General features: G+C 74.5%; 21 protein-coding genes. 9 read left to right on the top strand and 12 right to left on the bottom strand.

The annotated features are described in order from the left end of the window. The first annotated feature begins 47 nt into the window (after positions 1–47). The 5 genes from OHA81_RS11845 (at position 48) to OHA81_RS11825 (ending at position 7514) form a co-directional block, all read left to right on the top strand. The gene (locus OHA81_RS11845) at positions 48–1655 is read left to right on the top strand and encodes a dynamin family protein (protein WP_329195334.1); all 1608 of its coding nucleotides are present in this window, start codon (positions 48–50) and stop codon (positions 1653–1655) included. A gap of 4 nt (positions 1656–1659) precedes the next feature. Continuing rightward, the gene (locus OHA81_RS11840) at positions 1660–3477 is read left to right on the top strand and encodes a GTPase (RefSeq protein ID WP_329195332.1); all 1818 of its coding nucleotides are present in this window, start codon (positions 1660–1662) and stop codon (positions 3475–3477) included. Positions 3478–3577: 100 nt separating this feature from the next. Then, positions 3578–3985: a single-stranded DNA-binding protein gene (locus OHA81_RS11835; protein ID WP_329195329.1), complete on the top strand. Its 408-nt coding sequence runs from the start codon at positions 3578–3580 to the stop codon at positions 3983–3985. Between the two features lie 257 nt (positions 3986–4242). After that, positions 4243–5370: a TQXA domain-containing protein gene (locus tag OHA81_RS11830; protein ID WP_329195328.1), complete on the top strand. Its 1128-nt coding sequence runs from the start codon at positions 4243–4245 to the stop codon at positions 5368–5370. 617 nt (positions 5371–5987) lie between these two features. Next, positions 5988–7514: a bifunctional phosphatase PAP2/diacylglycerol kinase family protein gene (locus tag OHA81_RS11825; RefSeq protein WP_329195326.1), complete on the top strand. Its 1527-nt coding sequence runs from the start codon at positions 5988–5990 to the stop codon at positions 7512–7514. Between the two features lie 69 nt (positions 7515–7583). Here the strand turns inward: OHA81_RS11825 and OHA81_RS11820 are convergent, their stop codons facing one another. After that, on the bottom strand, positions 7584–8138 hold the full coding sequence (locus OHA81_RS11820) for a hypothetical protein (RefSeq protein ID WP_329195324.1): 555 nt from the start codon (positions 8136–8138) through the stop codon (positions 7584–7586). Between the two features lie 115 nt (positions 8139–8253). On the opposite strand from OHA81_RS11820, the gene ettA reads away from it, so the two are divergent. From ettA to OHA81_RS11805, 3 genes are read left to right on the top strand one after another with little or no spacing between them, the layout of a single operon-like run. After that, the gene (ettA, locus tag OHA81_RS11815) at positions 8254–9918 is read left to right on the top strand and encodes an energy-dependent translational throttle protein EttA (RefSeq protein ID WP_329195322.1); all 1665 of its coding nucleotides are present in this window, start codon (positions 8254–8256) and stop codon (positions 9916–9918) included. An 11-nt stretch (positions 9919–9929) separates the two neighbouring features. Further along, the gene (locus OHA81_RS11810; protein ID WP_329195320.1) at positions 9930–10403 is read left to right on the top strand and encodes an acyl-CoA thioesterase; all 474 of its coding nucleotides are present in this window, start codon (positions 9930–9932) and stop codon (positions 10401–10403) included. Further along, positions 10400–11119, top strand: coding sequence for a hypothetical protein (locus tag OHA81_RS11805; protein WP_329195318.1), 720 nt, complete (start codon positions 10400–10402; stop codon positions 11117–11119). Before OHA81_RS11810 ends, OHA81_RS11805 begins: the two co-directional genes overlap by 4 nt. Before the next feature lie 109 nt (positions 11120–11228). Here OHA81_RS11805 and OHA81_RS11800 read toward each other — a convergent pair whose 3' ends face one another. After that, positions 11229–11630, bottom strand: a complete 402-nt coding sequence (locus tag OHA81_RS11800; RefSeq protein WP_190182506.1) for a globin — start codon at positions 11628–11630, stop codon at positions 11229–11231. A gap of 113 nt (positions 11631–11743) precedes the next feature. Between OHA81_RS11800 and OHA81_RS11795 the strand changes: the two genes are divergently transcribed. After that, entirely contained in the window at positions 11744–12730 is a 987-nt protein-coding gene (locus OHA81_RS11795) for a methyltransferase domain-containing protein (RefSeq protein WP_329195314.1), read from the top strand. Positions 12731–12742: 12 nt separating this feature from the next. On the opposite strand, the gene OHA81_RS11790 is transcribed toward OHA81_RS11795, so the two are convergent. From OHA81_RS11790 to OHA81_RS11745, 10 genes are all read right to left on the bottom strand, one after another. Then, positions 12743–13738, bottom strand: coding sequence for an FHA domain-containing protein (locus OHA81_RS11790; protein ID WP_329202193.1), 996 nt, complete (start codon positions 13736–13738; stop codon positions 12743–12745). Positions 13739–13783: 45 nt separating this feature from the next. Then, a complete protein-coding gene (locus OHA81_RS11785; RefSeq protein ID WP_329195312.1) occupies positions 13784–15112 on the bottom strand; it encodes a vWA domain-containing protein in 1329 nt (442 codons plus the stop codon). A gap of 10 nt (positions 15113–15122) precedes the next feature. Further along, positions 15123–16829 (bottom strand): protein phosphatase 2C domain-containing protein, encoded by a 1707-nt coding sequence (locus OHA81_RS11780; RefSeq protein WP_329195310.1) that lies wholly within the window; start codon positions 16827–16829, stop codon positions 15123–15125. Positions 16830–16832: 3 nt separating this feature from the next. After that, on the bottom strand, positions 16833–19340 hold the full coding sequence (locus OHA81_RS11775) for a serine/threonine-protein kinase (protein WP_329195307.1): 2508 nt from the start codon (positions 19338–19340) through the stop codon (positions 16833–16835). Continuing rightward, entirely contained in the window at positions 19337–20620 is a 1284-nt protein-coding gene (locus OHA81_RS11770; RefSeq protein ID WP_329202191.1) for a hypothetical protein, read from the bottom strand. The genes OHA81_RS11775 and OHA81_RS11770 overlap by 4 nt, the downstream gene beginning before the upstream one ends. Before the next feature lie 100 nt (positions 20621–20720). Beyond that, the gene (locus tag OHA81_RS11765; protein ID WP_329202189.1) at positions 20721–21656 is read right to left on the bottom strand and encodes a glutamate ABC transporter substrate-binding protein; all 936 of its coding nucleotides are present in this window, start codon (positions 21654–21656) and stop codon (positions 20721–20723) included. A 179-nt stretch (positions 21657–21835) separates the two neighbouring features. Further along, a complete protein-coding gene (locus tag OHA81_RS11760) occupies positions 21836–23266 on the bottom strand; it encodes a hypothetical protein (protein WP_329195305.1) in 1431 nt (476 codons plus the stop codon). A 245-nt stretch (positions 23267–23511) separates the two neighbouring features. Further along, positions 23512–24558 carry an N-acetylglucosamine kinase gene (locus OHA81_RS11755; protein WP_329195304.1) on the bottom strand — a complete coding sequence of 349 codons (1047 nt, stop codon included), beginning with the start codon at positions 24556–24558 and terminating at the stop codon, positions 23512–23514. Continuing rightward, positions 24549–25865 carry a 6-phospho-beta-glucosidase gene (locus tag OHA81_RS11750; RefSeq protein ID WP_329195302.1) on the bottom strand — a complete coding sequence of 439 codons (1317 nt, stop codon included), beginning with the start codon at positions 25863–25865 and terminating at the stop codon, positions 24549–24551. Before OHA81_RS11750 ends, OHA81_RS11755 begins: the two co-directional genes overlap by 10 nt. Positions 25866–25870: 5 nt before the next feature. After that, positions 25871–26764 (bottom strand): carbohydrate ABC transporter permease, encoded by an 894-nt coding sequence (locus OHA81_RS11745; protein ID WP_329195300.1) that lies wholly within the window; start codon positions 26762–26764, stop codon positions 25871–25873. Between the last annotated feature and the right edge of the window lies 1 nt (position 26765).

The following is a 26765-nucleotide window of genomic DNA, read 5'->3' as shown; positions in this document are numbered from 1 at the left end:
AGCTTCAAAAATGGCCTTAAATTGGGCATTCTTCGCATGTGGTGACCTTGGATGTTCGGCCTCAGCTGCTCGATGCCCTGTCCGCCCTGCGCGACCGGGTCGCGTCCGTGCGTCTGCCGCTGCCCCTGCCCGGCGCCCCGCGCGCCCGCCAGACGAGAGCCGAGCTGCTCGCGCAGCTCGACGACTACCTCGTACCCCGGCTCAAGGCGCCCGAGGCGCCGCTGCTCGCCGTCGTCGGCGGGTCCACCGGGGCCGGTAAGTCCACCCTCGTCAATTCCCTCGTGGGCCGCCAGGTGAGTGAAGCCGGTGTCCTGCGCCCCACGACGCGCATCCCCGTGCTCGTCTGCCACCCCGACGACCACCACTGGTTCGCCGGTATGCGGGTCCTGCCCGACCTGACCCGCGTATGGGCGCCGCCGGACGAGGAGGACGTACGCCCCACACCCAGAAGGACGAATCCGCGCGGACATCACCACGCCACCCGCGAACTGCGCATCGAGACCGTCTCCACCCTCCCCCGGGGCCTCGCCCTCCTCGACGCCCCCGACATCGACTCCCTCGTCGTCGAGAACCGGACACTCGCCGCCGAACTCATCTGCGCCGCCGACGTCTGGGTCATGGTCACCACCGCCTCCCGCTACGCCGACGCCGTCCCCTGGCACCTCCTGCGGACCGCCAAGCAGTACAAGGCCACCCTCGTCACCGTCCTCGACCGGGTCCCGCACCAGGTGCTCGCCGACGTCTCACGGCAGTACGGGGCCCTGCTCACCCGGGCCGGGCTGGGCGACGTACCGCGGTTCACGGTCCCGGAACTGCCCGAGTCCGCCGGCGGGGGCGGGCTGCTGCCGGCCAGTGCCGTCGCGCCGCTGTTCGAGTGGCTCAGCCACCACGCCACCGACCCGGCGGCCCGCCAGTACGCCGTCGGGCGCACCGCGCTCGGCGCGCTCGACTCCCTGGGCCGGCGCATGCCGGAACTCGCCTCCGCCGTCGCCGCCCAGCACGCCGCCGCCGTACGGCTGACGGCGGCCGTGGAGGACGCGTACAAGCGCGAGGGCAGGCGGGTGCGCAACCGGCTCGACCGGGGGGCCGTCCTCGCCGGTGACGCCCTGACCCGCTGGCGCGGCTACCCCCTGGACACGAGCGCCGACGAACTGCTCGACTCGCTGGCCGAATCCCTCGCCGCACTGCTCCAGTGCGCCGTCGCCGCTGCCGACGAGCGGATCGCCGACGCCTGGCGGCGCGAACCCGCCGCCGCGGCCCTGCCCCTGCCCACCCCCGACCGCGAAGCGGCGGAACGTATCGGCATGGCCGTACGCCGCTGGCGGCGCGTGCTGGAGGAACTCGCGGAGGACGAGGTGGCACAGCTCGACCGGCAGCCCGCGCCCGACCCCGACGGCGTCGCAGCCCTCCTCGTCTCCGCCCTCCTCGGCGGCAAACGGGCCCGGCCGGCCGGGGAGAAACTCGCCGAACGGATCGGCGCACAGGCCGCCCTGCGCCTGCGAGACCGGGGCGCGGAACTCGTCGGCGACCACCTCGACCAGGTCCTGCGCGCCGAACGCGACCGCCGGCTCGCCCCGCTGGAAGCCCTCGAAGTGACCCCCGAACCACAGGCCGAGCTGATCGCCGCCTTGTCCGTACTGCAGAAGGAGAGGTGACACGGTGGGCGCCTTGACCGACCGCAGCGAGGAACGCTGGGACGACGGGTTCATCGCACGCTCGCGCCCCAAGCCCACCGGCGAGGGCCCGGACGGCGACGACGGCGACGACGCCCTCGTCCGGGCCGTCTCCGGAGCCGGCAACGACGGCGGCAAGGCGCCCGCGCCCCCGCCCAGCCCCGAGGCTCAGGCCCTGCGGACCCGCCTGGACGCGCTGCGCCAGCTCGTCGGGCTCTCCCGCACCCGCATCCTCGACGGCAAGAGCCTCGCCGAGGCCGGCCGCGTGCTCGACGAGGCGGCCGCGCGGCGCGGACTCTCCACCCAGCACACGGTCGTCGCGATCGCCGGAGCCACCGGGAGCGGGAAGTCCACGCTCTTCAACGCCCTGGCCGGCGTACAGATCTCCGAGACGGGACTGCGCCGCCCGACCACCGCCGCGCCGATCGCCTGCAGCTGGTCGGACGGGGCCGCCGGACTGCTCGACCGGCTGGAGATCCCGGGAAGGCTGCGGCGACGGCCCCGGGAGACCCCGGAGGCCGAGGCGCTGCGCGGGATGGTCCTGGTGGACCTGCCCGACCTGGACTCGGCGGTCGTCGCGCACCGCGAACACGTCGACCGGGTCCTGGCGCTGGTCGACGCGGTGGTGTGGGTGGTGGACCCGGAGAAGTACGCCGACGCGGTGCTGCACGAGCGGTACCTGAGACCGCTGGCCGGCCACGCGGAGGTGACGTTCGTCGTGCTGAACCAGGTGGACCGGCTGCCCGCGGACGCCGTCGACCTGGTCCTGGACGACCTGCGGCGGCTGCTCGACGAGGACGGCATGGCGCTCGGCGAGCACGGCGAACCCGGCGCCACCGTCCTCGGCCTGTCCGCGCTGACCGGCGAGGGGGTCGGGGAACTGCGCGAACTCCTCGCCCAGTTCACCCAGGAGAAGGGCGCCGCGACCCGGCGGATCTCCGCCGACGTCGACCGGGCCGCGACGCACCTGTATCCGCTCTACGTGGCCGACGGGCATTCCGGCCCCGAGATCGGGGAGGCGGCGCGCGCCGCCTTCGAGGACCGGCTCGCGGAGGCGGTCGGGGCGTACGCCGCCGGGCTCGCCGCCGAGCGGGCCTGGCGGCGCAACGCCGGGAAGGCCTGCGGGACGCCGTGGCTGCGGCTGTGGCGCTGGTACGAGAGCAGGCGCGCCCCGCGCTCCCTGACGGGGCTGGCCGCCCTCGCGGCGATCGGGCGCTCCCCGGGGGCCGGGCCGGCGCCGGCCGAGGAGGAGGTCACGGCCCGGCAGCGGGTGGAGCAGGCCGTACGGACCGTCGCGGACGAGGCGGCCATCGGGCTGCCCGAGCCGTGGGCACAGGCCGTACGGGAGACGGCGGTGCGCGGGGCCGAGCGGCTGCCGGAGGCGCTGGACGAGATCGCGGTGACCCTCGGCGCGGCCGTCGCCGTCCCCAGGGCCAAGCCGCCGCGGCCCAAGTGGTGGCCGGCGGCGGTACTGACGCAGGCGGCCATGACGCTGCTCCAGATCTTCGGCGGTGCGTGGCTCACCGGGCAGATCATCGGGGTCCTGGAGCCGCGCCTGTTGCCGCCGGTGCTGCTGATGGTGGCGGGCATCGTCGGCGGGCCGCTGGTCGAGTGGGCCTGCTCGATGGCGGCGCGGGGACCGGCGCGCCGGTACGGGCAGGACGCGGAGCAGCGGCTGCGGCAGGCGGCGGCCGGGTGCGGGCGGGCGCGGGTGCTGGAGCCGGTCGCGGCGGAGCTGCTGCGGTACCGGGAGGTGCGCGAGCAGTACGCGACGGTGGCGCGGTTGTCCACAACCCACCAGTAATCCACAGGCCCGAGCGGGACCGGGGGCGGCGGGCCAGCATGGTCGTACCTCGTGCGGATGGTCCGGGCGGGGGAGCGGGATGCGGGGAAGGGAAGCGGGGATGAACGACACCCTGGTGACGCTGGTGGGCCACGTGGCGACCCAGATCGACTTCAAGGAGACGCCGGCGGGTCCGTCGGCGAGGTTCCGGTTCGCGGTGACGCCGCGGTATTTCGACCGGCGCAAGGAGGCGTGGGCCGACGGCTCCACCAGCTTCTACACGGTGTGGGCGCGACGGACGCTGGCGCTGAACCTGGCCAGTTCCGTTTCGGTCGGGGAGCCGCTGGTGGTGCACGGGCGGCTGCGGGTCCGGGACGACCCGCCGGACGGGGACGGCGTGCGGTGGTTCTCGGCGGACATCGACGCCGTCGCCATCGGACACGACCTCAACCGCGGTACGGCGGCGTTCCGCCGGGTCGTGAGAACGGACGTGTCCCTGATGGATCCTCAGAAGGCGGCGGTGGTCTGAATGTTCGAGGGGGCTAAGATCACCCGGTACTCACGGGCACCTGGGCCTTCGGCCCGAAGGGGAAGACTGTGTCGATCGCTGTTCCCGCATCCTCCGTTCCTGCTCCCGCCGTTGTTCCTGCGCCTGACCCTGTCACCGGCGAGCCGCCGGCTCCGCCCGCCCCGTCGGCGGCGGGTGTTCCGGTTCCGTCGGCCGGTGTTCCGGTTCCTGTCGTCGGGCGTGCTTCCGTACGGGCCTCCGCGCGGCGGCCGCTGGCGGTGGCCCTGCTGGCCGCGGCCCTCAGCGCCGCGCCGGGAGCGGCGGCCGCGGCGGATTCCGGTTCGGCGTCGGAGCGGGCCCCGGGGGGCGCGAGCGCCGTGCTGGACGGGTTGAAGACGTTCGGGCAGGCGGTGCTGCGCGGCGGGGACGGATCGGTCCGGCAGATCCCGGCCGGACTGTACGAGATGCGCGTCGACGGCGGCGGGATGCTCCAGACGTACGGAGTCGGGGTGGCGGGCTTCGCGCAGCCCGAGGCCCGGTACACCGAGAGCGGGTGGGGCGGGACCCCGCTCGCCGCCAACCAGGACGCGGGCCGGATCCGCTGGGTGCTGGAGCACTCCTACCCGCAGCTCAACGACCTGGCCGGGCTCGCGAAGGCGGCCGGGGCCGGCTCGCTGACCGCCGAGAGCGCGGCGGCCGGGACCCAGGTGGCGATCTGGCGGCTGGCCGACGGTGCGCAGGTCGAGGCGGCGGACCCGGCGGCGGAGAAGCTGGCCGGCTACCTCCAGCGGGAGGCGGGCCGGCTGCCGGAGCCGCCGGCGTCGCTGGGGCTGGACCCCGGTGAGGTGTCCGGTCCGGTATCGGGGCCCACGGGCGCCCGGCTGGGGCCGGTCACGGTGCGGACGGGCGCGCAGAGCGTGACGGTCACCCCCGACGCGGCGGCCGTGGCGATGGGGGTGCGGGTGGTGGACGCCGAGGGGCGGCCGCTGACCACCGCCGGCAACGGGACCCGGCTCTACTTCGAGGTGCCTGCGGGCACGCCGGACGGGCACGCCTCGGTCACCGTCCAGGGCTCCACCCGGGTCCCGGTCGGGCGGGTCTTCGCCAACGGGATCCCGGGGCAGGCGCAGATCGTGGCCGGCTCCAGCGCCGCCGCGACGGCCGCCACGGCGACGGCACTGTGGCCCTCGCCCGGGGCGACCCCGATGGGTGGGGCGGCGGCGGTGACGCTGTCCGTGCCGCAGGACTCCGCCGACGGGGAGCGCCTGGCCACCAGCGGCAGCTCGGCGGCGACCCCGGTGATCGCGGCCCTGGCCGTCGGCCTCGTGGTCCTGGGCGGCATGGTGGTCCTGCTCCTGCGCAAGCGCCCCCTGGAGGGCGAGGAGGACCCGCGCGAAGGGGCTTAGGGCGCGGCACGCAGGGCGGCGGCCTGACGTGGAGCCGGGGCGGCGGCCGCCCCGCGGAGCAGCGGCCCGCGGTCGGGGGTCGGCCACGGCGCGCGGTGTGCGGCCGGATCCGGCGGCGTGGCCCCGGGAGAGGGGGCGGTGTGGCCGGGAGGTGCCCGGCTCCCGCCCGCGCGCCGGTGGCGCCCGTGCCGTGGATCGCCGCCTGGGTTGCGGGGGTGCCCCGGAGCGCCGGGCGGGCCCGCCCGGGGTGTGGATGCGGCGGCCCGGGCGGGCCGGAGGCGGCGCGCCGCCGCATTTCGGGCAGGGCCCGGGGGTGTGCGGTGCTCGGTCCGTACGGCGGGGAGGCGGGCCCCGCCGAACGGCGCGCTCGCCCGGTGGCGGGCGCCCCGGTGTGTGCGGCGGCGCAACAGAGGGGCCGCCGTGTGGACGCCGGGTGCCGGGTGCCGGGCGAGCGGGGATGGGCCGGCTGCTGCTGGGCGGCCCGGACGCCCGCGGGGGGACGGGCCACGGCCTCGACGGGGCCCGGGGCTCCAGACCGCTCGGCCGGGTGGGGGTCCGGGCGTAGGGGACGCGTGTAGGGGGTGATTCGGATCAGGGTTGCCGGGTAGGCGGTGGCAATGGGTGATCAGAAGCTGACCTGGCAAGGCGCGCTCGCGCGGTGGGACCGGCGGCTGTTCGACGCGGTGGCGCAACGGCACTGGCCGGGGGCCGACCGGGTGCTGCCGCGCCTCGGGCGGGCCGCCAACCACGGCGTCCTGTGGGGCGGGGCCGCCGTCGCGATCGGCGTGTTCGGCTCGACCCGCTCCAGGAAGGCAGCCCTGCGCGGCGCGGCCTCGCTCGCGCTGGCTTCGGCCACCATCAACACCGTCGGCAAGTGGTCGGTGCGCCGCGCCCGCCCGCTGCTGGACGGGGTGCCCACCGTGCGCCGGCTGACCACCCAGCCCTGGACCACCTCGTTCCCTTCGGGCCACTCCGCCTCCGCCTTCGCGTTCACCACCGGGCTCGCGCTGGAGGCCCCGGGGTGGGGCCTGGCCCTCGCACCCGTGGCCGCCTCGGTGGCGTTCTCCCGGGTGTACACCGGGGTGCACTACCCCTCCGACGTGGCGGCGGGCGCCGCCCTCGGCGTGGCCGCCGGGCTCGTCGTGCGCCGGCTCGCGCGGGGCGTGGAGGACGCGCGGGTCGTGCCGGGCGACGAACGCAGGGTGGTCGGGGCGCCCGCGCTGCCCGACGGGGCCGGGCTGACCGTCGTGGTGAACACCGACTCGGGGACCGCTGCCCGGGCCGGCCTGGACTCCGTACTGGACCGGCTGCCCAAGGCGGAACTCGTCGAATGCGCGGGCCCCGACCTGCCCGCGGAACTGGCCGCGGCGGCCTCCCGCTCCAAGGTGCTCGGCATCTGCGGCGGAGACGGCACCATCAACGCCGCCGCCACGGCCGCCCTGCGCGCCGGGATCCCCCTCGCGGTGTTCCCCGGCGGCACCCTCAACCACTTCGCCCTCGACCTCGGGCTCGCCGGGGCCGAGGACACCTGCCGCGCCCTGGCCGCCGGGCACGCGGTCCGCGTCGCCGTCGGCCGCTTCAGCCCCGGCCCCCGCCCCGCCCCGCGGGACGCCGGCTCGGGGGAAGGGTCCGGCGAGGGGCGGCACGCGGAGTCCGGCTACTTCCTGAACACCTTCAGCGTCGGCGCCTACCCCGAACTGCTACGGCACCGGCTGCGCTGGGCGCCCCGGATCGGCGGCGGCCCCGCCGCCCTGCTGGCGGCCTGGCGGGTGCTGCGCGCCGAGCACCCCGTGGCGCTGCGGCTCGCCGGCCGCCCCCGGAAGGTCTGGCTGCTCTTCGCGGGCAACGGCACCTACCACGGCACCGGCCCCACCCCCCGCCGTCGCGACAGCATCGGCGAGGGCCTGCTCGACGTACGCATGGTCTACGGCGGCGGCCGCCCCGGCCCCCGCCTCCTCGCCGCCGCCTTCGCCGGCCCCCTGAGCCGGTCCCCCGTCCACACCGCGACCAAGCTCCGCAGCTTGCGCATCGCCGACATCCCCGAGGGCACGCCCCTGGCCTACGACGGGGAGTACGCCCACGCCCCCTCCGCCCTCGTCCTCGACGCGCTGCCCCACGCCCTCACCGTCTACCGCCCCCACTGAGGACCTGCGCCCCGCCCCCGGCCGCCTGCGCCCGCCCGCGCCCCGCACCCCCGGCCGGGGGAGCCCGTCTCACCCCGGCGGCGGGGCGACTCCCAGGTCGGCCCGCATGGCGCCGCGCATGACCATCCACTGCTCGTTGGCCTGCAGGAGAGCGGTCCGCATCTCCTCGAACGCGCCCTCGGGTGCGCTGTCGGCCTCCTCCAGGCGCAGCACCCCGTCGTAGATCGCCGCGAGGGTCCGCGACATGGAGTCCAGCTCCGCCAGTACCGCGTCGGAGGCTGCCATCTGCGCCTCGGCGAAGGCCGCGTGCATTGCATGACGGGCCTCCTCCAGGACCGTCCGCGCTTCCACGGTGACCTCCGCCCTGTGGACCAGCCACAGGTACTTCATGAGCTCGATGCGGTAACGGCGGTAGCCGGAGTTCGAGGTCACGTAGCAGGCGCGCCGTTTGTCCAGCTCGGCTGCCCGCTGCTCGCGGGCCCACTGGGCGTCCGCCGCGCGTTCCTGGCGCTCGAAGCGGTGCGATTCGGTGCGCGCGACGAGCCGCTGGGACAGGACGGGCGCGAGGAGCGTGCCCGCCACCGCGATGGTCGTGCCGGCGAGCGCCAGCAGGGCGTTGTCCATCCGTCCTCCCCCCGCCCCAGCTCAGGGGGCTCTGACCTACCCATTCGCCCGTGGGTATGGACGTCAGGCAAGATGGGGTGTATCTGCCCACCATCGATCTGCCGGACGGTTTCTCTTGGCTGAGTTCATCTACACCATGCGCAAGACGCGCAAGGCGCACGGCGACAAGGTGATTCTCGATGATGTCTTCTTGAACTTCCTGCCCGGCGCCAAGATCGGTGTGGTCGGCCCGAACGGCGCCGGCAAGTCCACCGTTCTGAAGATCATGGCGGGCCTGGAGCAGCCGTCCAACGGTGAGGCCTACCTCTCCCCCGGCTACTCCGTCGGCATCCTCATGCAGGAGCCGAAGCTCGACGAGTCCAAGACCGTCCTGGAGAACGTCGAGGACGGTGTCGGCGAGATCAAGGGCAAGCTCAACCGGTTCAACGCGATCGCCGAGGAAATGGCGACGAACTACACCGACGAGCTGATGGAGGAGATGGGCAAGCTCCAGGACGACCTGGACCACGCCAACGCGTGGGACCTCGACGCCCAGCTGGAGCAGGCCATGGACGCCCTGGGCTGCCCGCCCGGCGACTGGCCCGTCACCAACCTCTCCGGTGGTGAGAAGCGCCGCGTGGCCCTCTGCAAGCTGCTGCTGGAGGCCCCCGACCTGCTGCTCCTCGACGAGCCCACCAACCACCTCGACGCCGAGTCGGTGAACTGGCTGGAGCAGCACCTGGCCCAGTACAAGGGCGCCGTCGTGGCCGTCACCCACGACCGCTACTTCCTCGACAACGTCGCCGAGTGGATCCTCGAGCTCGACCGCGGCCGCGCCCACCCCTACGAGGGCAACTACTCCACCTACCTGGAGAAGAAGGCCGAGCGCCTCAAGGTCGAGGGCAAGAAGGACGAGAAGCGCGCCAAGCGCCTCAAGGAAGAGCTGGAGTGGGTCCGCTCCAACGCCAAGGGCCGCCAGGCCAAGTCCAAGGCCCGCCTCGCCCGCTACGAGGAGATGGCGGCCGAGGCCGACAAGATGCGCAAGCTCGACTTCGAGGAGATCCAGATCCCGCCGGGCCCGCGCCTGGGCTCGATCGTGGTCGAGGTCAACAACCTCTCGAAGGCGTTCGGCGACAAGGTCCTCATCGACGACCTGTCCTTCACGCTGCCGCGCAACGGCATCGTCGGCATCATCGGCCCGAACGGCGCCGGCAAGACCACGCTCTTCAAGATGATCCAGGGCCTGGAGGCCCCGGACTCCGGTGAGATCAAGGTCGGCGAGACCGTCAAGATCTCGTACGTGGACCAGGGCCGCGCCAACATCGACCCCAAGAAGACCCTCTGGGCGGTCGTGTCGGACGAGCTGGACTACATCAACGTCGGCAACGTCGAGATGCCGTCCCGTGCGTACGTCAGCGCCTTCGGTTTCAAGGGCCCGGACCAGCAGAAGCCGGCTGGCGTGCTCTCCGGCGGTGAGCGCAACCGCCTGAACCTCGCGCTCACCCTCAAGCAGGGCGGCAACCTGCTGCTCCTCGACGAGCCCACCAACGACCTCGACGTCGAGACCCTGGGCTCGCTGGAGAACGCACTCCTCGAATTCCCCGGTGCGGCCGTGGTCGTCTCCCACGACCGCTGGTTCCTGGACCGCGTCGCCACGCACATCCTGGCGTACGAGGGCGAATCCAAGTGGTTCTGGTTCGAGGGCAACTTCGAGTCGTACGAGAAGAACAAGGTCGAGCGGCTCGGCCCGGACGCCACGCGTCCGCACCGTGCCACCTACAAGAAGCTGACCCGAGGCTGAGGTCGGAGGTCATGGCCAGACACCACTACCGGTGCCCGCTGCGCTGGGCGGACATGGATGCCTTCGGGCACGTCAACAACGTCGTCTTCCTCCGCTACCTGGAGGAGGCGCGCATCGACTTCATGTTCCGCTTGGCGCCGGGGGAGGGCAGTGAGTCCTTCACGGGCGGCTCCGTCGTCGCCCGGCACGAGATCGACTACAAGCTGCCCCTCGTGCACCGGCACGAGCCGGTCCTCATCGAGAGCTGGGTGACCCGGATCGGCGCCGCGTCCCTGACCATCCGCTACGAGGTCAAGGACGAGGCGACCGAGGACGCACCGGAGACGGTCTACGTGCGTGCCGAAACCGTGGTCGTGCCGTTCAACCTCGCCGAGGGGCGGCCCCGCCGCATCACGGCCGAGGAGAGGCGCTTCCTGGAGGAGTACCTCGACGAGCCCGTGGCGGCGGGCGCCCCGAAGCACCGTGAAGGGCGCATCGCGGCATGAACGGGCAGTTGCGCTTCGCCGATTCCGGGGAGGCGGCGGACCTCGCCGCCTTCCTGGGCCGGCTGGTGCACTACGACCGCGCCGCCGCCGTCCGCCTGCAGGCCCGGGCGGAGGGCGGCGCGCTCGCCGTCTTCGGGCGGCCGCCGTCCTTCGACGTCCTGGCCATCCGTACGGTGCGGCTCGCCGTACCCGTCGGGCGGCCGCTGGACCTGACGGTGTCCGCCGGTGAGCTGCTGGAGTCCGTGGACGAGGACGCCGCAGGTGCCGTCGTCCCGCAGCCGGTCACCGGGCCGCCGTGGGCCGGTGTGCTGCCGCCCCGGGGAGGCTGGGAGCAGGTGCCCGGGCTGCCGGGCACCGACGCCATGCGGGCCGCCGTGGCGGGGGCCGTCGCGGAGTTCCGCGCCCGGGACGAGGCCCTGCCCCCGCAGCACCGGACCCGGTCCGAGCGCGACCGGATCGGCCGCGACATCTGGTCCCGCACCCTCGGTGACACCGAACTGCCGCTGCGCGCCGTCCACGCGGCGCAGTCCCTCGGCTTCCTGCGGCCGGTCCGCACCACGGTCCCGGCTCAGGCGGCGGCCGCGGGGCGCCCCGAGCCGGTGGCGCTGTTCACCTCCGGCGGCTGGCTCAGGCTGCGCACCCCGTACGGATCCGTCGCCATGCGGCGTCCCGGGCGGACCGGGGGACTCGGGGCCCTGCTGGTCCGGCCGGTCTGAGGCCCCTCGGCCCGAGCTCCGTCGGCCAAAGCCCGTTGATCAGCCAGGGTTCGTCAGCCAGTGTTCGTCGGGCAGTGCTCGTCGGGCAGTGTTCGTCAGCCAGTGCTCGTCAGGCAGTGTTGATCATCGAGGCGGCCGCGTAGGTCAGGTACCGCCACAGCTGGGCCTCGTGCTCCGGCGCCAGCCCCAGCTCGTCCACCGCCACCCGCATGTGGCCCAGCCACGCGTCGTGCGCGGCCGCGTCCACCTGGAACGGCGCGTGCCGCATGCGCAGGCGGGGGTGCCCGCGGTTCTCGCTGTACGTGGACGGCCCGCCCCAGTACTGCATCAGGAAGAGCGCGAACCGCTCCTCGGCCGGACCGAGGTCGCCCTCCGGGTACATCGGGCGCAGCAGCGGGTCTTCGGCGACGCCCTGGTAGAAGCGGTGGACGAGCCGGCGGAAGGTGGCCTCGCCGCCCACCAGCTCGTAGAAGGTCTGCTCCTGGACCGTGCCCTGCGGATTGTCATTCACCCGACCATCGTCTCAGACACCCGGACGGAGGACCGGGGTCCTAGGACCACCACCCGTGGCCGGGCCGACGACCACCGCTCGCCTTCGCCGCCGACCGGCAGGACAGTGGAGGCATGGGAGCACACACCACAGGACGGGACGTGCGCGAACTCGCGCACGCCGCCCAGGTGCGGGAGCTGACCGCCGCCGGGGTCCTGCAGGACCCGCACTGGCGGGCGGCCTTCACGGCCGTGCCCCGCCACGTCTTCGTGCCGTACTTCTGGACCGGCCGCGGCGCCGGGCACGAGCGGCTGTGGGGCGAGGACCCGGACCCCGAGCGGCGGGCCCGCTGGCTGCGGGGGGTGTACACGGACGCGCCCCTCGCGACCCGGCTGCGCGACGGCGAGCTGCTGTCCTCCAGCAGTCAGCCCTCCCTGATGGCCAAGATGCTGGAGTCGCTGGAGGTGCGGGACGGGGACGACGTACTGGAGATCGGCGCGGGCACCGGCTACAACGCGGCGTTGCTCTGCCACCGGCTCGGCGACGAGCACGTCACCACCGTGGACCTCGACGAGGAGATCACCGAGTCCGCCCGGGCCCACCTGGTCCGGCTCGGCTACCGGCCGACCGTGGTCACCGGCGACGGGGCGCGCGGCTGTCCTTCCCGCGCCCCCTTCGACCGGATCCTGGTGACCTGCACGCTCCCGCTGATCCCGCCGGCCTGGCTCGGCCAGTGCAGGCCCGGCGCGCGCATCCTGGCCCCCCTGTCGACGGGCCTGATCGCGCTCACCGTCCGCGACGCCGACTTCGCCGAGGGCCGCTTCCTGCACACCCCTGCCTACTTCGTCCCCCTGCGCGGGGCCACCGCGGCGGCGCCGCCCTCCGCGGCCGCTCAGGAGGCGCTCCCGTACGAGCTGGTGGAGAACGAGCGCTTCCAGTTCATGCTGATCCTCAGCGCGGGCGCGCTGCACCCGCGGGAGGGGCTGGACCTGTGGCGCCGGGAAGGCCGTCCCGGCCGTGAGCGGTTCGGCGTGACGGTCACCCCCGAGGGGCAGTGGTCCTGGCTGGACGACCCCCAGGGCCCGTACGTGTGGCCGCTGGGGGAAGCCGCGTCGGTCTGAGTCGCGCGGGGCTCAGCCGCGCCGGACGGTGATCGTCGTCCAGGCGCCCACGTGGACGCGGTCGCCGTCGGCGAGGGGGATGGGGACGTAGGGCTGGATCGGCTCCTCGCCGCCGTTGATCGTGGTGCCGTTGGTGGAGTTCTGGTCCACCACCGCCCAGCTGCCGTCGGGCTGCTGGACGAGGACGGCGTGCTGGTGGGAGACGCCCGGGTCCTCCGGGGGGACCGACAGGTCGATGTCGGGGGACTCGCCCGTGGAGGCACGGCGGCGGCCGATGGTGACCTGGCCGCCGGAGAGCGGCAGGTGCTGCTCGGGGGAGTAGGCGGGGAGGTTGAGCCCCGCAGCCTCGGGGCCGCTGCGCTGCATCATCGCCATGAAGTACGAACGGTCCGGGCCGATCGTCGCGCTCCAGGAACCGCCGCCGCCCTGGGAGGGGAAGGGCTGCTGGGGCTGTTGCCCGGGCTGCTGCTGCGGCGCGTACTCCTGGTGGTGCTGGGGCTGCTGGTACTCCTGCGGCGCCTGCTGCTGGTAGTGCTGTTGCTGCGGCGGTGCGTACTCCTGCCGGAGCGGCTGCTGCTCGTGCGCCGGCGGCGGGAGCAGCCAGTCGTCCTCGCGCTGGAGCGGCTCGGCCGGCCGGTTGACCCGCGACGGGCGGGAGCCCTGGTACTCGAAGTGGTCCTGGGAGAAGGTCGGCGGCGCCGGTACCGGCGGCGGGGGCACGGGCGCGCGGCCCGGGCCCGCCGGCCCGTCGGGCGCGAAGGAGGGCGGGGTCGGCGTACGGGTCAGGAAGTTGAACCGGCACTCCTCGCAGAACGGCGCCATCGCCTCGCGCGGCGTGCGGCACTGCGGGCACAGCTCGGCCTGGGCGGTCGGCTCGCCGGCCGTGGGAGGGTAGCCGTAGCCGTAGGAGGGCGCCTCGGGAGCGCTCGTAGCGGCAGCCATGCGGTGGCCGCAGACCTCGCACCAGTCGTCGGAGGCGGACTGGTGTCCGTTCGGGCAGGTCGGCATGGCGACGCTTCCCCCTTCTCCCTGCGTCATCGCGTCAGGTTCTTCTCAGGTCTTCTTCACTCGGACGGTCTGCGTCGAACGCGTTTCAAGGGTCATCTCGTCGGCATCGGCGACCTTCGCTTTCAGCCGCACAGTACCCGCCGCCGCATCCACGACATCCACCACCTTCGCCAGAAGCCTGGCGGTGTCGGCGTTCCCGGAGGCGCTCGCCAGCTGCACGGCGCGCCCCAGCTTGGCGGTCGCGCCGTCGACATCGCCCAGTTTGCGGGCCTCCAGCCCCTGCTGGATGGCCTGCGCCAGCTCCGCCTGTCCCGTGTAGTGCGCCACCTGCGGGCTGATGGCGGTGGAGGAGGCGAGGTCGTCCGTCCACACCGCCCGGACCAGGCCCTGGGCGAGCGTGGCCGGCGGCTCACCGGCGCCCTGGGGCATCACCAGCATGGCCCGCGCGGCCAGCATCTCCTGGCCGACGGACGCACCCGGCACCCGTACGCACACGTGGTACTCGCGGGACTCGTCGCCCCACGAACCGGTCGGGTAGTCGCCCGCGCGCGGACCGGCTTCGGTGCGGCGGCCGGTGAGGTCCTGGACGGCGGGCGCGACCTGCTTGACGTACTGGATCTCCGCGCCGACCGGCGTCCACAGGCGCAGCGAGACGTCCGCCACCTCCTTGCCCATGACGTTCTCCATCATGCGCGTGAAGTCCTCGCTCAGGTGGGCGGGATCGGCCACGATGTCGGCGGAGCCGAGCAGCGCGCCCGCGATGTCCGTGACGTCCTTCACCTCCCAGTCGGTGCCGACACCGCGCGCGTCGCAGGTGAAGCGGCCCGCGCAGGCGTCGAGCGTGGCGCGCAGCACGGCGGGCTCCTCGTGCTCGTTGCGGCCGTCGGTGAGCAGGATCCCGTGCCGGATGGTGGCCGTCGACCCGCGCAGCAGGCCGTCGGCGAGGCGCAGCCAGGTGCCGATGGCGGTGCCGCCGCCGGCACCGAGGCCGCGCAGCGCCTCCTTGGCCTGGGCGCGGGTGGCGGGGTCGGCGGTGGCGAGACGGCCTTGGCCCGGGTAGACCTCGCGGGCCACGTGGGTACCGGCGATCACCGCGAACGAGGTGCCGTCGCGCAGCGTGTCGATGGCGGCGGCCGTGGCCTCGCGGGCGCCGCGCATCTTGGCCGGCGGGTGGTCCATCGATCCCGAGCAGTCGAGCATGATCACGACGGCCGCGCCGCCGGGCGCGAGGGCGGCGGGGCGGGCGGCGGTGGCGCCCCCGGTGGAGGTGACCGTGACGATGGCGTGGACGTCGCGGCCGCCCTCGGGCAGGAACTCGTTCTGGTACACCTCCACGCTGAAGCGCGGGGCGCTCGGCTTGGCGAAGTTCGCCATCGGTGGACTCCTAGGAGGTCGGTTCCGTTTCCGGTTCCGTTTCGGCGTGGACGGGGGGCCGCGGCGGGGCGGCGGCGAAGGGGACGACGGCCACGGTGATGTTGTCGTGGCCGCCCCCGTCGAGGGCGTGCCCCACCAGGACCTGCGCGCTGTGCAGGGGGCGGAACGCCGCGTCGGGGGGAAGGACCTCGGCCATCTCCCGTGCGGACTCGGCGTAGTTCCACAGGCCGTCCGTGCAGACGACGACGACGCCGGGGTGGTCCGGCTTGAAGCTGGCGGTGTGCGGTTCGAGGTCGTACGCGTCGGCGCCGAGCCAGCCGGTGATGGCGTGGGCGCGGACGTCCGCGTACGCCTCGGCCTCGCCCATCAGGCCGGCCGCGACCATCTGGGCGGCCCAGGAGTCGTCCTCGGTGAGGCGGCGGGGGAGTGCCGCACGGTCGTCGGGCACCCAGTAGGCGCGGCTGTCACCGACCCAGCCGATGGTGAGCACGCCGCCGCTGACGACGGCGCCGACGAGGGTGCAGGCGGGGGCGTTCTGGGCGCCGGGTACCTCCGGCGCGAGCGCGTTCACGGCGGCCGCGGCGGCGAGGATCGCGTCGTGCATGGCCTCCTGCGGGTGGGCGCCGCGGGGGAGGGCTTCGAGCAGCGCCTCGTTGGCGGCGCCGGCGGCCGCGGCGGAGGCCTCGTCGGGGCGGCTGGCGGAGGAGACGCCGTCGCAGACGATGGCCACGGTGGCGGCGGAGCCGTCGGGGAGGGCGGTGGCGGCCACCGCGAAGGAGTCCTCGTTGCGGTGGTGGCGCAGCCCCCGGTCGCTGACGGCGGCGACGCTCCCGAGCTCCTCTTCGAGGTGGTCCCGCTCCCGCGGTTGCGCGTGCCCGCAGTGCTCGCAGTACCCGTCGGTGTCCACCCGCCCGGCCCGGCACGCGACGCAGGTCTTCCCGTCGCCCGGTGCGGCCCCGGCCTCCTGCGGTGGCTCCTGCGGGGTGCTGTACGGGGGTTCTTGGGCGGGGCCTGACTGCCAGGGGCCGCCCTCGCCGGGCCCGGAGGCCGTGTCACCGTGCGGTGACCCCTGCGCGGTGCCGTACGGGGGTTCGTGGGCTGTGCCGTACGGGGGTTCCTGTGCGGGGCCGGTGCCCTGTGGGTTGCCGTACGGGTGCTCCTGGGCGGGGCCCGATTGCCAGGCGGCGGCCGGGGCCGGGTCGGCCGGGGCGGCGGACCAGTCGCCGGCGTCGTCGACCAGCGTCGGGGCGGCGCTGGTCACACTGCCCCATCCGGGCGCGGGCACACCGGAGCCGTACCCGCCTGCGGGCGCGGCCGGTTCGGGGTCGTAGGGCCGGCCCCTGCCGGTGGGCGGCGACGGTACCGCCCGGGCGGCGTACTCCCCGGCGGACCCGTACTCGCTCCGCTCCCGGTCGTCCCCGGGGTATCCGGGACCGCCGCCCGGGGCGGCGTCCGGCCCACCGGGGCCGGCCGGGGCGGGGGTCTGGTAGGCGTCCGGAGCGCCGGGGTCCCAAGGCGCCGGGGCGCGGGGGGACTCGGCGCCGGACGGGCCCGGGGCCGGGGAGGCGTCCCCGTCCGCCCCGGAGGGCGCCGCCCCGCCGGGCGGCCCTGCGTCGGGGCCGGCGGGGACCGGGTGGCCGCAGACGCCGCAGAAACGGTCAGCCTCTTCCAGGGGCTCCGCACAGCCGGGGCAGCCCGACAGCCGATGCATCGACATCAATCACACCCACGTCCGGGGACGGAAACGGTTAGCCCGCTCCACCAGTTCGATCCTCTCCTCGCCCCGCTGCGCCAGCCGAGCGAGGACGCGGTACGAGCGCTCCAGGCCGAAGCGCAGCCCCCGCTCGTCCAGTTGACTGCCGAGCAGCGAGGTCCGGCCGGGGTCGGCACCCCGGCTACCCGACAGTACCCAGTCCAGGGCCGAGCCCAGAACCTCCACCGACAGCCGTTCCCTGCGCACCGAGTCCAGCCCGAACCGCCCCAGCGCCTCCACCTGCGCGGCAGCCGCCACCAGGTCGGGCAGCAACGGCTCTTCCGGTGACCGGTCGCGCAGGCGTGCCCGTACGGCCGCCACCCGGGCGGCGGTGTAGTGGATCGACACCTCCGGGACCGACTCCAGCGTCCGCACCGCCCCCGCCCGGTCGCCGGACGCGAGCTGCACCCGCGCCAGCCCGAACGCCGCGCTCACGAAGCCGGGATCGGTGATCCAGACGAGCCGGTAGTACTCGGCGGCGTTGTCCAACTGCCCCAGGACCTCCGCGCACAGCCCCAGCGCCAGCTTCGGCGCGGGCTCGCCGGGGAAGGCGTCGTAGACGGCGTCGAAGGACAGGGCGGCCACCTCGTCGTCCCCGGTGGCCAGGGAGGCGATGCCGCGCGCCCACACCACCCGCCAGTCGTCGGGGTGCCGGGCCTCCAGCTCGGCCAGCGCCGCCCCCGCCACCGCGAGTTCGCCCAGCTCCAGCCGGGCCCGCAGCTCCCGCAGCCGCAGTTCGGCGGAGTCGGCCGGCGCCGAGCCCAGCGCCCCGAGGAGGTCGGTGGGCGCGGCGGTGAGCAGTCCGGCGAGGAACCCGGCGTTGGCGTCGGCCGCATCCACCAGCGGAACCGGGAGCGCCAGCGCCGTACCCCGGGCGTCCGGCTCCGCCGGCCCGCCGCGCGGAGCGGGGCCGGCCGGGACGGCCCGGTTCACCGCCCCGCTCCGCCGCTGCGCCGGGACCACCGCGCCGGCCCCGGCGGCGGTACCCGCCTCGTCTGCGTACAACCGGGTGTCCGGCACCCGCAGTTCCGGCCCGAACAGCGTCGAAAGCTGGGGGCGCGGCCGCCCCGTCTGGAGCGCCACGACCTCCCGCAGCACGCCCGTCAACTGGTCCGCCATCTCCTGCGCGGACGCGAACCTGCGGCCGGGATCCGGGTCCGTGGCCCGTACCAGCAGCCGGTAGAACGACTCGTACCGCCGGAACACCTCGATGTGCTCGGGGTCCGGCAGCGAATCCACGAACACGTTCGTGTAGCCCTGGAAGTCGAAGGTCAGCACCGCCAGGGTGCGCGCCACCGTGTACAGGTCCGACGCCACCGAGGGACCCAGTTCCGCCACCTCCGGCGCCTGGTAGCCCACCGTGCCGTAGATGGCCGACTCCTCGTCGTCCATCCGCCGCACCGCGCCCATGTCGATGAGCTTGAGCTGGTCCTGCTGCTGGATCGCGTTGTCGACCTTGAAGTCGCAGTACAGCAGGTTCCTGCTGTGCAGGTGACCGAGCGCCTCCAGCGCCTCGATGCCGTACGCGCACGCCTGCTCGACCGGCAGCGGGTCGCGCCTGCCGTCCGGCCGACGCCGCTCGTTGGCGATCTCCTTGAGCGACTTGCCGCCGACGTACTCCATGACGATGTACCCGTCCAGCGAACCGGTCCGCTGGTCCAGGTGCTCCACGAAGTTGTAGATCCGCACGATGTTGGAGTGCTCGATCTCCGCGAGGAAGCGCCGCTCGGAGATCGCCGCCTCCATCGCGTCCTGGTCCCCGGTGTCCAGCAGGCCCTTGAGCACCACCCAGCGGTCCGAGACCGCCTTGTCCACCGCCAGGTACACCCAGCCGAGGCCGCCGTGGGCCAGGCAGCCCGCCACCTCGTACTGCCCGCGCACCACGTCGCCCGCGTTCAGCTTGGGCACGAAGGAGTACGGGTGCCCGCACTTGGTGCAGAACCCCTCCGTCCTGCCCGGCCGGTCGCCGCGCGCCCGCCCCACCGGGGCCCCGCAGTCCGAGCGGGAGCAGAACCGCTTGCGCTCGGGGACCTCGGGGTTCTCCAGTACCGCCGCCGACGGGTCCGGCCGGGGCACCTGCGGCACGTCGACCAGACCGGCCCCCAGACGGCCGCGCCCCGAAGACGAGCCGGCCGAACCCGAACTGCGCACCGACACCGAACGGCTGGACGCCGTCCCCGGCAGCGAACGCGACAGCCGCCCCGACACCGAACGCCGCGACGAGGACGAACGCGAGGAACGCGCCGACCGGGAGGAGCCGGCCGACGCGGACGAGGAGCGCCCCGAGCCCCGGGAATCACCGTGCCGCGCGGCGCTGGTCATGCCGGTGGGCGGCGACACCAGTTCCTCCGCACCCGCCGACACGGCGCCGACCGGCGCCAGCCCGCAGGTGCCGCAGTAGACCTCCCCGCCCCCCATGTCCTCGTACGACCCCGGGCAGCCGGGGCGCACGCACGCGGTTCCGATCAGGCTCATCCGTCTTCCCTTTCCGCCCCGCCGTCGGCGGGGGGCGTCTCCTGCGGCTGGGGCTGCGACTGCGGCGCCAGCGCCTCGGCCGTCGCCCGCTGGTAGCGCAGCACGGCCTGCTCGGCGGCCCGCAGGTCGCACGGCGCGCTCCACAGCATCCGCCGGGCCGTGTCGTAGCGCTCCATCAGCAGCGGGTCCTCCGCCATGCCGTGCCGGGCGACCTTCGCCTTGTACGCGTCGAGCCGGCCCCGCAGCTCCGCCCGCACCGCGAGCGGCGCCGTCACCGCCGTCAGCGACTCGCGGGCGCGGCGCAGTTCGTCCTCGGCGCGTTCCTCCAGGGACTCCAGCAGCGGTGACAGCCGGTGCCACTGCGCCTGACGGCGGTACTCGGCCGCCGCCGCGAGCTGCTCCTGCAACGCCGTCGGCGGACCGCTGACCGCCGGAACCTCCGACGCGGCGATCTTCGCCAGCACCTCGCCGCGCGCAGTCCGCGCCTCCGCGAGGGTCCGGTCGGCCCGCGAGAGGACGTCCCGCACGCCCATCAGCCGCTGCTCGGCGTCCTGCCGTACCGCCAGCACCGCCTCGATCTCACGGCGTACGTCGTCCAGCGCGCGCGCAGCCCGGTCGTACCGGGTGGTGTCCGGACGGCCGCCGCCCGGGGCGGAGCTCCCCGCCACCCTGACCCAGAACGCCAGCGGGTCCGCGATCACCTGCTCCCGCAGCTGCGCCAGCTCTGCGGTGATGTCCTCCAGGTCGTCCCCCGAAGGATGTTCACCGGGGCGCACGCCGACCGAACGCGCCAGCGAACGGGTCCGGTGCAGTTCGGCGGCGAGCAGGTCGATCCGGGCGGGCAGCGCCGACCAGACCGCGTCGGCGGCCACCACCACGTCCAGGGAGCCGGCGTACAGCTCGTTCATCCGCACCACCAGCTCCGCGAGGGAGAACCGCTCCGCGATCCCGGCCCCCTCGGCCCCTGCCCCGGCGACCACCACACCGGGCCCGCGCAGCCGGTCGGTCAGTTCCGCGAGGTCCTCGCGGCTGGGCCAGCGCCGCCGTTCGCGGATCTGCCGGGCGGCGGCCAGAGCGCCGCTGTAGGCGTCGAAGTACGTCCACAGCCGGGTGATGGCCGCGTCGGCGGCCGTCCACCGCTCCTTGGTGGTCCCGGTCAGCCCGGCGCCCTCCAGCAGCCGCCGCCCGGCGTGGTCCTGGAGCGCGAGCAGGGAGGTCTCCACGGCCTCGTGCTCCGCGCCCAGGCGGGCCAGCGCGCAGTCGACCTCGTCCCGGTCCATCACTGCCGGCCCCGTCTGCGGAAGGCGCACCCGGCTCTCCCCGTTCTCCTCGCCCGCGTACGGCTGCGGTCCCGATCCGTATCCCGATCCGGCCACGGCCTCAGCCGTCCCGGTACTTGGGCGCGGGCGGTGCGGTGACGTTCGGCAGCACGGCCTCCAGGTGGGTGCGGTAGGCCTGCATCCAGGGACTGTCGTTGCCGCCCGCGCGGTAGTTCTCCAGCACCTTGTTCACGCGGCGCACCAGGTCGCCCGCGTCCTTGTTCATCGCGACGCCGTAGAACTCGCGGGTGAAGGGCGAGCCGACCAGCTGCACGGACGGGTCCTGCGCCGCCTGGCCCGCCGCGAGGGCGTTGTCGGTGATGATGCCGTCCACCTCGCCCAGCTGGAGCCGGACCAGGCAGTCCAGCTGGTTGGCCACGGAGACCGGGACCGCGCCGTACGACTGGGACCTGAGGGCCGTCTCCGCGGTGGAACCGGCGGCGGTGCAGATCTTGCGGCCGTTCAGCGAGGGGTCGTAGCCGGTGATCGGGGAGCCCTTCGGCGCCAGGACCTGCTGCCCGGCCTCGAAGTACGCCGTGGAGAAGGCGACGTCCTCCAGCCGCTTGCAGTTGATGGTCATGGTGCGCACCACGATGTCGACGCGGTTCTCCTTGAGCGCGGGGACGCGCTGGCTGGTGGGGATGGCCCGGTAGATGACGGCGTTCTCATCACCCAGGATGTCCTTGGCGATGGCCTTGACCAGCGCGATGTCGAAGCCGTCGAGGTGGCCGTCCGGCTTGCGGTAGCCCCACTTGAAGCTGTTCTGGTCCACGCCCGCGACGAGTTTGCCCGCCTTGCGGATCCGCTCGATCGCCGGGCCGTCCACCCCGCCCGGCCGCAGGCTGGCCTCGGGGTCCTGGCAGGTGTCGGCCGGGGTCGCCGGAGCCAACGCCATCGTGGCGGGCGGCCGGACCGCGCCGGGCCCGACGCCGTCCGGAGCGGCCTGGGCCAGCGGCAGCAGCACGGCCGCCGCGGTCAGCGCACAGGCGACCGCCATCGCGCCGACACCGCCCCAGCCGCGCAGCCGGCGCACGGGCCACCGCGCCGCGGAGCCCCCGGACCGGCCGGCCCCGGGGGCGGCCCCGGACCGGCCGGCCGCGGAGCCCGCCGGCTCCCCGGCCGGGCTGCCGTCGGCGCCGTACCCCTGGTCCCGTCCCGCGCGTATCCGCATCGATCTCACCTGTACTCCGAAAGCCTGCGACCGATGCCGAGCAGTGCGGCCGCCGCACCGACGACCGCCAGGGCCGCCGAGCCCGTCACCAGACCGCCCAGCGCCCCGAGTCCGCCCCGGGCCGCCTGAGTGAACTGCTTCTGCTCGTGGGCCACGGCCTGCTCCAGGGAGGCGTCCACCGTGTCGAAGGAGGCCCCGCTGCTGTCCTTGTGGTCCTTGTCGCCGATGACCTGCGGCAGCGCGAGCTCGTAGTCGCCGCGCATATCGGTCTCCCGGGCCGCCGCGTGCCGCTGCTTCCACTGCGCCACGCCGTCGAGGGCCTGCTGGACGGGCCGGCGGCCACTGCTGTCGTCGGCCAGCCGCAGTGCCGTCGCCAGCCCCGAGTCCAGCTCCTTCATGTTCTTCGTGAACTCCACGTCGTACTTGTCGGACGTCTTGTCCTCGGCCAGTACGGCGCCGCGCGCGATCAGCGTCAGGTTCTCGCCGGCCCGCGCCTGGAGCGAGGCGATCCGCGCGTCGTTCAGCACCTTGAGCGACTCCTGCCCGCCGGAACGGGCCTCACTCAGCCCCGACCGGGCCAGTGTCTGTCCGACGGTCAGCCACAGCAGCACCACCGCCGCGGCGGCCGTCGCCGCGACGAGGCCGTGGTTGAAGACACGGTTGGTCCGGCGGTAGTTGCGCCGCTGCGCCCACACCAGGGCGCCGAGCGCGAGCAGGCCGGTGAGCGTCGCGACGGGCGGCCAGGAACGGGCGTCGTCGTAGTCCTTGTAGAGCCGGCCCGTCTCCGCCTCGTAGAGCCGCTGGGCGGCCGGCAGCAGCACCGTGCTCATCTGCTCGTTGGCGTACCGCAGGTACGCGCCGCCGAGCGGCAGACCCTGCCGGTTGGTGGCCCGCGCCTGCTCGATCAGGCCCGTGTAGCGCGGCAGCTGCTGACCCAGCAGCGCTATCTCCTTGCGGGAGTCCCCGCCGGCGTCGGTGTTGGCGGCCGCGTTCACCAGCAGGCGGGAGGCGTTCGCGATGTCCTTCTCGTACCGTTCGCGGACTTCGCGCGGCTCCTGGGCGCCCGCGAGGAAACCGCTGGAGGACGCGGTGTCCGCGTCCGCGAGGGAACGGTAGATGCTCGCCGCGTCCGCGCTCAGCGGCTGGCTGTGCCCCACCACGTCCTCGGCGGCGGTCACCCGGTCCGAGACCTCCCACACCGCCGACGTGCCGAACAGCAGCACCAGGGCGGCGAGTACCGCCCCGATGATGCGCAGCCGGCCCGGCTCCGTGGTCGCGGCCGCGCGCAGCCGCTCGACGCCCTCGGCCCAGGCGGTGCGCGGCCCGGGCGGTGCGGGCTGCTGCGCGGGCGGTCCGGCGGCGGGCGTCGTGGAGACACCGCCGCCGGGCGCGGGCGCGCGTGATGTGATGGCCACCGTGACCTCCCCCTCGGTCATGACTTCCCCCCGGCTGCCGGGCGGGGCGCCCCCCGGTCCGGTCACCGCGGGAGTACCCGTCGCAGCAGTATGGCCGCATCGGCGGACAACTACAGCACGAGGTACCGGATCTTGACGATCCTTCCCCCGGTCCGGCGCCGCCGCCGCGTCCGTCACCGCTTGCGCCGCCGCTCGCGTCTCCCCTTCACCGTCAATACGTCCGGGCGTCCGTCACGGTTCCACACCGCCCGCCCCCGTGGGCAGGTTCACCCGAAATGGGCACGGAGTTTGCCGTACGCCTCGGGCGGCGCCCCCACCGCGTCCAGCCCCAGCAGCCCCGCGCCCAGTACCGGCGGGGCCACCACCACCGAGATCCGGGCCCGCGGGGCCGCTTCCGCCAGCCCCGACTCGATCGCCCCGTTCAGCTGTGGATGTCCGGCGGCGAGCACCCCGCCGCCCAGCAGGACGGGAACCTCCTCGCCGAGCATCCCGAGCCGCGCCAGCGCCACCGACGCCATGGCCACCACCTCCCCGGCCTGGCGCTCCACGATCGCCGAAGCCACCGGATCGCCGGCCGCGGCCACCGCGAACAGCACCGGCACCAGCTCGTGGGTGCGCTCGTACGCCACCGCGCCCAGGTGCAACGCCTCGATCAGGCCGGCCATCCTCGCGAACCCGAAGTGACCCGGCACCGCCGAGGCCAGCTCGGTCGGGCCGCCGCGTCCGTCCTCGGCCCGCGCCGCCCACCACAGGACCTCCGCGGCCAGACCCGAACCGCCGCCCCAGTCGCCGGAGATCCGCCCGAGCGCCGGGAACCGTGCGGTCCGGCCGTCGGGGGCCACTCCCACGCAGTTGATCCCGGCCCCGCACACCACGGCGACCCCGTACGGGGCTCCCGGCGCCGTCAGTCCGGCCCGCAGGACGGCGAAGGTGTCGTTGCGCACCTCGGTCGCCGTGCCCCAGCCGCGGGCGCCGATCGCGTCCGCGAGCCGCCGTTCCTCCACCGGCAGGTCGGCGTTGGCCAGGCAGGCCGACACCTGCTGCGCGTACGGGCCGTCGGGACGCAGTCCGGCCGCCTCCGCCGCCTCCACGACGGCTTGCCCGAGCACGTCCACGGCCGCCTCGACCCCGGTGCGGGGCGGCTGGAAGCCCCCGGAGCGGCCGGTGCCGAGCACCGTGCCGTCGGCGCTGACGAGGGCCGCGTCGGTCTTGCTGTTCCCGGCGTCGACGGCCAGCACGGCGGCCGGGGGCGGGCCGGCAGCGGGCGGCGCCGCGAGCGGGGCGGCGCGCGGCGCGGCCGGGTTCAGGCCCATGCCAGGTACTCCTTGTTGTGCGCGAGCAGCCGGTCCGTCAGGCCCTCGGCGAGGTCGAACTGCCCGACCAGCGGGTGCGCCAGCAGCGCCCGGAAGACCCGCTCGCGGCCGCCGCGCAGCGCCGCGTCCAGCGCGAGGTCCTCGTACGCGGTGACGTGGGAGATCAGCCCGGCGTACAGGGGGTCCAGCCGGGGCACCGCCAGCGGGACCGGCCCCGAACCGCCCGCGCCGCCGGAACCGCCCGCGCCGCCCGATCCGCCCGCGCCGTCGATGCGCGCCTGCACCTCGATGACGGCGTCGTCCGGCAGGAACGGCAGGGTCCCGGCGTTGCGGGTGTTGACGACCTGCACCGGGGACGCGCCGCGGCCGTCGCCCAGCAGGGCCGCCGCGAGGTCCACGGCCGCCTCCGAGTAGAACGCCCCGCCCCGCCGGGCCAGCAGGGCGGGCTTCTCGTCCAGTGCGGGGTCGGCGTACAGGGCGAGCAGCTCCCGCTCCATCGCCGCGACTTCGGCGGCCCGCGAGGGCTTCGCACCGAGCTCCCGGACCACCTCGTCGTGCGCGTAGAAGTAGCGCAGGTAGTACGACGGCACCACGCCGAGCCGGTCCAGCACGGCCCGCGGCAGCCGCAGGTCGGCGGCGATGGCCCCGCCGTGCTCGGCGAGCAGCCCGGGCAGCAGGTCCTCGCCGTCGGGGCCGCCCTTGCGCACGCCCAGCTCCCACGTGAGGTGGTTGAGGCCGACGTGGTCGAGGTGGATGCCGGACGGGTCGACCCCCAGCAGCGCCGCGAACTTCCTCTGCAGGCCGATGGCGACGTTGCACAGCCCCACCGCCCGGTGCCCGGCCCCCAGCAGCGCCCGCGTGACGATCCCGACCGGGTTGGTGAAGTCGATGATCCAGGCGTCGGGACTGGCCCGCCGGACCCGTTCGGCGATGTCGAGGACGACCGGGACGGTGCGCAGGGCCTTGGCGAGCCCGCCCGCACCGGTGGTCTCCTGGCCGAGGCAGCCGCACTCCAGCGGCCACGTCTCGTCCCGGAGCCGGGCCGCCTGTCCGCCGATCCGCAGCTGGAGGAGGACCGCATCGGCGCCGGCGACGCCCGCGTCCAGATCGGCGGTGGTGGTGATCTTGCCGGGATGGTCCTGCCTGGCGAAGATCCGCCGGGCCAGGCCGCCGACCAGCTCCAGCCGGTCCTCGGCCGGATCGATCAGCACCAGTTCGCTGACGGGCAGGGTGTCGCGCAACCGCGCGAAGCCGTCGATCAGCTCGGGGGTGTAGGTGGAACCGCCGCCCACCACTGCGAGTTTCATCGTCGCTAGCCTTTCACTCCGGTCAGTGTGACTCCCTCGACGAACGCCTTCTGGGCGAAGAAGAAGAGGACGATCACCGGCGCCATGACGAGCACGGTCGCCGCCATGGTCAGGTTCCAGTTGGTGTGGTGCGCCCCCTTGAAGGACTCCAGGCCGTAACTGAGCGTCCAGGCGGCGGGGTTGTCGGAGGCGTAGATCTGCGGGCCGAAGTAGTCGTTCCAGGCGTAGAAGAACTGGAACAGCGCGACGGCGGCGATCCCGGGCCTGGCCATCGGCAGTACGACGCGCAGCAGCGTGCGCAGCTCGCCGCAGCCGTCGACACGGGCCGCGTCCAGGTACTCGTCGGGGATCGTCAGCAGGAACTGGCGCAGCAGGAAGACCGAGAACGCGTCGCCGAACGCCATGGGGATGATCAGCGGCCACAGCGTGCCGGACAGGTCCAGCTGCCCGGCCCAGAACAGGTACATCGGGATGACCACCACCTGCGGCGGCAGCATCATCATCGCGATCACCAGCAGGAGCGACAGCCGCCGCCCGCGGAAGCGGAACTTGGCGAGCGCGTAGGCGACGGGCACGGAGGAGACCACGGTCAGCAGTGTGCCGACTCCCGCGTACAGCAACGTGTTGCGCCACCAGGTCAGGAAGCCGGGGGTGTGCCACACCCGGGAGTAGTTGCCCCACTGCCAGGTGTGGGGCCACAGGTCGCGGGTCAGCGCCTGCCGGTCGTCCATCACGGAGGTCAGGAAGAGGAAGACGAAGGGGAGGACGAAGAACAGGGCGGCGGCCACCCCCAGGCTGTGCACGGCCACCCAGTGCACGAGCGCGCCCCGGGCGCGCCGAGGCGGTGCGGGGGCGGTCCGCGCGGGGGCGGTGCCCGTCGCCGTCGTGGTCACGGCCATG

The sequence above is a fragment of the Streptomyces sp. NBC_00667 genome (assembly GCF_036226825.1).
GTDB lineage: Bacteria > Actinomycetota > Actinomycetes > Streptomycetales > Streptomycetaceae > Streptomyces.
This window is presented reverse-complemented; position numbering and strand designations above follow the sequence as displayed.

Coding starts and splice junctions, on each gene's coding strand:
- OHA81_RS11835 (WP_329195329.1), top strand. CDS start 3,578: ATGAACGACACCCTGGTGACGCTGGTGGGCCACGTGGCGACCCAGATC.
- OHA81_RS11825 (WP_329195326.1), top strand. CDS start 5,988: ATGGGTGATCAGAAGCTGACCTGGCAAGGCGCGCTCGCGCGGTGGGAC.
- OHA81_RS11820 (WP_329195324.1), bottom strand. CDS start 8,138: ATGGACAACGCCCTGCTGGCGCTCGCCGGCACGACCATCGCGGTGGCG.
- OHA81_RS11810 (WP_329195320.1), top strand. CDS start 9,930: ATGGCCAGACACCACTACCGGTGCCCGCTGCGCTGGGCGGACATGGAT.
- OHA81_RS11805 (WP_329195318.1), top strand. CDS start 10,400: ATGAACGGGCAGTTGCGCTTCGCCGATTCCGGGGAGGCGGCGGACCTC.
- OHA81_RS11795 (WP_329195314.1), top strand. CDS start 11,744: ATGGGAGCACACACCACAGGACGGGACGTGCGCGAACTCGCGCACGCC.
- OHA81_RS11790 (WP_329202193.1), bottom strand. CDS start 13,738: ATGCCGACCTGCCCGAACGGACACCAGTCCGCCTCCGACGACTGGTGC.
- OHA81_RS11785 (WP_329195312.1), bottom strand. CDS start 15,112: ATGGCGAACTTCGCCAAGCCGAGCGCCCCGCGCTTCAGCGTGGAGGTG.
- OHA81_RS11780 (WP_329195310.1), bottom strand. CDS start 16,829: ATGTCGATGCATCGGCTGTCGGGCTGCCCCGGCTGTGCGGAGCCCCTG.
- OHA81_RS11775 (WP_329195307.1), bottom strand. CDS start 19,340: ATGAGCCTGATCGGAACCGCGTGCGTGCGCCCCGGCTGCCCGGGGTCG.
- OHA81_RS11770 (WP_329202191.1), bottom strand. CDS start 20,620: ATGGACCGGGACGAGGTCGACTGCGCGCTGGCCCGCCTGGGCGCGGAG.
- OHA81_RS11765 (WP_329202189.1), bottom strand. CDS start 21,656: ATGGCGGTCGCCTGTGCGCTGACCGCGGCGGCCGTGCTGCTGCCGCTG.
- OHA81_RS11760 (WP_329195305.1), bottom strand. CDS start 23,266: ATGACCGAGGGGGAGGTCACGGTGGCCATCACATCACGCGCGCCCGCG.
- OHA81_RS11755 (WP_329195304.1), bottom strand. CDS start 24,558: ATGGGCCTGAACCCGGCCGCGCCGCGCGCCGCCCCGCTCGCGGCGCCG.
- OHA81_RS11750 (WP_329195302.1), bottom strand. CDS start 25,865: ATGAAACTCGCAGTGGTGGGCGGCGGTTCCACCTACACCCCCGAGCTG.
- OHA81_RS11745 (WP_329195300.1), bottom strand. CDS start 26,764: ATGGCCGTGACCACGACGGCGACGGGCACCGCCCCCGCGCGGACCGCC.